We start from the raw sequence: 4,416 nt of genomic DNA, 5'->3' as shown, positions 1-4,416 counted from the left end.
CACCGGGTCGTGAGTGACCATGACGACCGTCTGGCCCTCGCGGTCGACCATGGCGCGCAGCAGCGCCAGCACCTCGCGCCCGGTCCGTGAGTCCAGGGCACCGGTCGGTTCGTCGCCGAAGAGGACTTCGGGACGGGTGACCAGGGCGCGGGCCAGAGCCACGCGCTGCTGCTGGCCGCCGGACAGCTCCGTCGGCCGGTGCCGGGCGCGTTCGGCGAGGCCGACCTGCTGGAGCACCTCGCGGATCCGGGCCTTCGGGACGCGTCGGCCGGCCAGTCCGAGCGGGAGGGCGACGTTCTGCTCGGCGGTGAGCGAGGGCAGCAGGTTGAACGCCTGGAAGACGAACCCGATGCGCTCGCGGCGCAGCCGGGTCAGCCGGGCCTCGCTGAGCGTCGTGAGTTCGGTGCCGTCCAGGGTGACCGAGCCCGAGGTGGGCCGGTCCAGGCCCGCGGCGCACTGCAGCAGGGTCGACTTGCCGGAGCCGGAGGGGCCCATGACGGCGGTGAAGGAGCCGCGGGCGAAGGCGAGGGTGACGTCGTGGAGCGCGGTCACGGCGGTGTCGTCGTACGAGGCCCGTCTGCCGTCCCTGGTGCGTGTCCGGCCGTACGTCCTGCCGACTGCCCTGCTGTAAGTCCTGCCATATGTCCTGCTGACGGATCGCAGGCTGATGGCGTCGCTGCTCATGGGTCCCCCACTCGTCCGGTGTCCGCGGTGGCTCCACGAAACCGTCCGGAGGCAGTCGGGCGCAGTGCGGCGGGGACTAGACCTGGGGTAGGGCCGGCCCTACCCCCACTCCTCCGTCCTGGCCCATGGCCGTGCCCCGCGCGGCGCTTCTACGGTGATCCGCATGCGACCTCGGAATGTGTGGCAGGCCATGTCCCGGCCGGGTTTCCTGCTGTCGGCGTGGCCCTGGCGCTCGGTGGGTTACCTGCTGAGCGGTGCGTTGGCCGGCGTGGTCGCGCTGGTGGGGATCCTGACGCTCGCGGTGGCCGGCGGGGCGCTCGCCCTCGTACTGGTGGGACTGCCGCTGCTGGTCCTGCTGGCGCTGTCCGGTGTCGTGGTCGCCCGGCTGGAACGGCGGCGGCTGCGCCTGGTGGACGCGGACCCGGTGCCGGACCCGCACCGGGCGCCCGCCGCCACCGGTCTGCGGGCCTGGCTGACGACACGGCTGAAGGAACAGGCGACCTGGCGGGAACTCGGGTACACCCTGCTGTTCGCCGGGCTGCTCTGGCCGGTGGACGCCCTCGTGGTCACCGTGGCCCTGCTCCTTCCCGTCTCCATGACGGCGGCCCCGCTGCTGATGGCCACGGTCGGGGAGGGCCGGGAGGCCAAGGTCCTCAAACAGTGGACGGTCACCACCTGGCCGACGGCCTTCGGCGTGGCGGTACTGGGGTTGCTGCTGCTCGCGGTGGGCCTGTACGCGCTCGGGGTCCTCGCGGGGGCCCGGGCCGGGCTGACACGGTTGCTGCTCGCCTCGCGCGAGGGCGAACCGGACGCGCGGGTCGTCGAACTGAGCCGTTCACGCGCGCGGTTGGTGGACGCCTTCGAGGCGGAGCGCAGGCGCATCGAACGCGATCTGCACGACGGGGCGCAACAGCGCCTGGTCGCCCTGACGATGACCGTCGGCCTCGCCCGTCTCGACGCCCCGCCCGGGCCGCTCGCCGACCAACTCGCCAAGGCCCACGACGAGGCGGGCAGCGCCCTGGCCGAACTCCGCGAACTCATCCAGGGCATCCACCCCCAGGTCCTCGCGGACTACGGCCTGACGGCCGCCGTGGCCGACGCCGCCGACCGCTCCGCGGTCCCGGTCGACGTCGATCTGTCGGTGCCGGGGCGGCTGGACCGGGCGGTGGAGGCGGCCGCCTACTTCGTGGTCTGCGAGGCGCTGGCCAACGTGGACAAGCACAGCGGGGCCGGCCGGGCCGAGGTGCGCGGCGGCCACGCGCGCGGACGGCTGCTGCTGGAGGTACGGGACGACGGCCGCGGCGGCGCGGACGCCTCGGCGGGCAGCGGGCTCACGGGACTCGCCGACCGCGTGTCGGTCCTCGATGGCACACTCTCCCTGTCCAGTCCGCCGGGTGGTCCCACCCTGTTGCGTGTGGAGTTCCCTTGCGAGGTGACCGAGCCGGGCGTGACGCGCGGGACCGGGGTGCCGGTGGAGCGCGATCGCTCCGGGTAGTGCTCGCCGAGGACAGCGTGCTGCTGCGCGAGGGACTCGTCGGACTGCTCGGCCGGTGCGGCCACGAGGTCGTCGCCGCGGTCGGCGACGCCGAGTCACTGCTGATCGCCGCCGAGGAGCACAGCCCCGACATCGTGGTGACGGACGTCCGTATGCCCCCCGGCTTCCAGGACGAGGGGCTGCACGCCGCGATCCGCCTGCGGGAACGGCGCCCGGGCCTGCCGGTGCTGGTCCTCAGCCAGTACGTGCAGCGGACGTACGCCTCCGAACTCCTCGACTCCGGAGACGGCACGGGCGTCGGCTATCTGCTCAAGGACCGCGTCGGCCAGGTGGAGCAGTTCGTCGACGCCCTGTGCGAGGTCGCGGACGGAGGCACGGTCGTGGACCCCGAAGTCGTACGCCAGTTGCTGCGCCGGCGCCGCGATCCGCTGGAGCGGCTCACCCCGCGAGAGCGGGAGGTCCTCGCGCTGATCGCCGAGGGGAAGTCCAACGGGGCGATCGCGCGGGAACTGGTGGTGTCCGAGGCCGCGGTCGGCAAGCACATCGGCGGCATCCTGACGAAACTGGACCTGCCGCCGGCGCAGGAGACGCATCGCCGGGTGCTGGCGGTGCTGGCGTACTTGCGGGCGTGAGGGCCGCGCCCTTCCCCTGAGGTCTCCTGGAGTCTCCCGGGGGTTTTCCACAGCTGTGGAGTTGTCCACAGGGTCTGACGAGTTTCGGCCGGTGGCTGTACGGTCGGCACGAGTTGATGTTCCTGCGAGTCATGGGGGAGGCGGTCGCGGTGACCGAGGGCGGTGTGGAGACGACGGCCGCGGTGGAGACCGGTGAGGTGGCCGACGCGGTGGCCGAAACCCGGCGGCCCCGGGTGCGCGGGTTCGCCCAGTGGCCCGTCGAGGGCTCGCCGAAGAAGAAGGGCAAGGCCCTGCGGGAGAGCGTCCCGCGCAGCGCCCATGCGGCACTCGACCTCGACATCTCCCGCCCGAGCGCGGTCGACGCGGTCGAGGAATCGAGCCGCGGCCGCCTGCCCGAGCTCACACCGATCCGGGTGGGCCGGATGGCGGCCACCCCGTTCGCCTTCCTGCGCGGTTCGGCGGGACTCATGGCGTACGACCTGGCCCGCACCCCGATGACCAGGATCCGCGCCCAGATCTGCGGCGACGCGCACGCCGCCAACTTCGGCCTGTACGGCGACGCCCGCGGCGGCCTGGTCATCGACCTCAACGACTTCGACGAGACGGTCTTCGGCCCCTGGGAGTGGGACCTCAAGCGGCTCGCCGCCTCCCTGGTCCTCGCGGGCCGGGAGATCGGCGCCGACGAGGACACCTGCCGCACGGCGGCGCACGGCGCGGTGGGCGCGTACCGGCGCACCATGCGGCTGCTCGCCAAGCTCCCGGTGCTGGACGCGTGGAACGCGATCGCGGACGAGGAACTCGTCTCCCACACCGACGCCCATGACCTGGTCGGCACACTGGAGCGGGTCTCGGAGAAGGCGCGGGCCAACACCAGCGGCCGCTTCGCCGCGAAGTCGACGGAGCTCACGGAGGACGGTGGCCGGCGCTTCGTGGACGCCCCGCCGGTGCTGCGCCGGGTGCCCGACGAGGAGGCCGCGGAGGTGGCCGCGTCCCTGGAGCACTACCTGACCACCGTCTCCGAGGACCGTCTCCCGCTGCTGGCCCGCCACGCGGTGCACGACGTGGCGTTCCGCGTCGTCGGCACGGGCAGCGTGGGCACGCGTTCCTACGTCGTCCTGCTGCTGGACCACCGCGGCGAACCGCTGGTCCTCCAGGTCAAGGAGGCGCGGGCCTCCGCCCTGCTGCCGCACCTGGTCACCGCGGGCTTCGACGCCCCGGAGGTCGACCACGAGGGCCGCCGGGTGGTCCTCGGCCAGAAGCGGATGCAGGTCGTCAGCGACATCCTGCTCGGCTGGACGACCGTGGCGGGCCTGCCCTTCCAGGTCCGCCAGTTCCGCAACCGCAAGGGCAGCGTCGACCCGGCCGCCCTCTCCGCCGACCAGATAGACGACTACGGCCGTATGACCGGCGCCCTCCTGGCCCGCGCCCACTCGCACAGCGCCGACCCGCGCCTGATCGCCGGCTACTGCGGCAAGAACGACGAACTCGACGAGGCGATCGCCACGTTCGCGGTGACCTACGCGGACCGCACGGAGGCCGACCACGGGGAACTGGTGGCGGCGATCCGGTCAGGGAGGGTGGCGGCGGAGACGGGGGTCTGAGGAG

Annotated in this window: 4 protein-coding genes; 3 read left to right on the top strand and 1 reads right to left on the bottom strand. The window is 73.2% G+C overall.

The genetic code is table 11. The annotated features are described in order from the left end of the window. A partial coding sequence (locus EHS43_RS38400; RefSeq protein WP_148104205.1) for an ABC transporter ATP-binding protein occupies positions 1-684 on the bottom strand: 684 nt, incomplete at its 3' end. Between the two features lie 190 nt (positions 685-874). Here EHS43_RS38400 and EHS43_RS38395 point away from each other — a divergent pair. The 3 genes from EHS43_RS38395 (at position 875) to EHS43_RS38385 (ending at position 4,412) form a co-directional block, all read left to right on the top strand. After that, positions 875-2,179, top strand: coding sequence for a sensor histidine kinase (locus EHS43_RS38395; RefSeq protein WP_125195222.1), 1,305 nt, complete (start codon positions 875-877; stop codon positions 2,177-2,179). Further along, positions 2,179-2,811 (top strand): response regulator transcription factor, encoded by a 633-nt coding sequence (locus tag EHS43_RS38390; protein WP_125195220.1) that lies wholly within the window; start codon positions 2,179-2,181, stop codon positions 2,809-2,811. The genes EHS43_RS38395 and EHS43_RS38390 overlap by 1 nt, the downstream gene beginning before the upstream one ends. A gap of 116 nt (positions 2,812-2,927) precedes the next feature. Beyond that, positions 2,928-4,412, top strand: a complete 1,485-nt coding sequence (locus tag EHS43_RS38385) for a DUF2252 domain-containing protein (RefSeq protein ID WP_260470909.1) — start codon at positions 2,928-2,930, stop codon at positions 4,410-4,412. The last annotated feature ends 4 nt before the right edge of the window (positions 4,413-4,416 follow it).

It is taken from the genome of Streptomyces sp. RP5T (assembly GCF_003933965.1).
Lineage (GTDB): Bacteria > Actinomycetota > Actinomycetes > Streptomycetales > Streptomycetaceae > Streptomyces.
Note: the sequence above shows the minus strand (reverse complement) of the source record. Positions and strands in the feature narration are given on the sequence as shown.

What these genes read in the sequence shown, in the direction of transcription:
- EHS43_RS38385 (WP_260470909.1), top strand. Translation starts at nt 2,928, where the DNA reads ATGTTCCTGCGAGTCATGGGGGAGGCGGTCGCGGTGACCGAGGGCGGT.
- EHS43_RS38395 (WP_125195222.1), top strand. Translation starts at nt 875, where the DNA reads ATGTCCCGGCCGGGTTTCCTGCTGTCGGCGTGGCCCTGGCGCTCGGTG.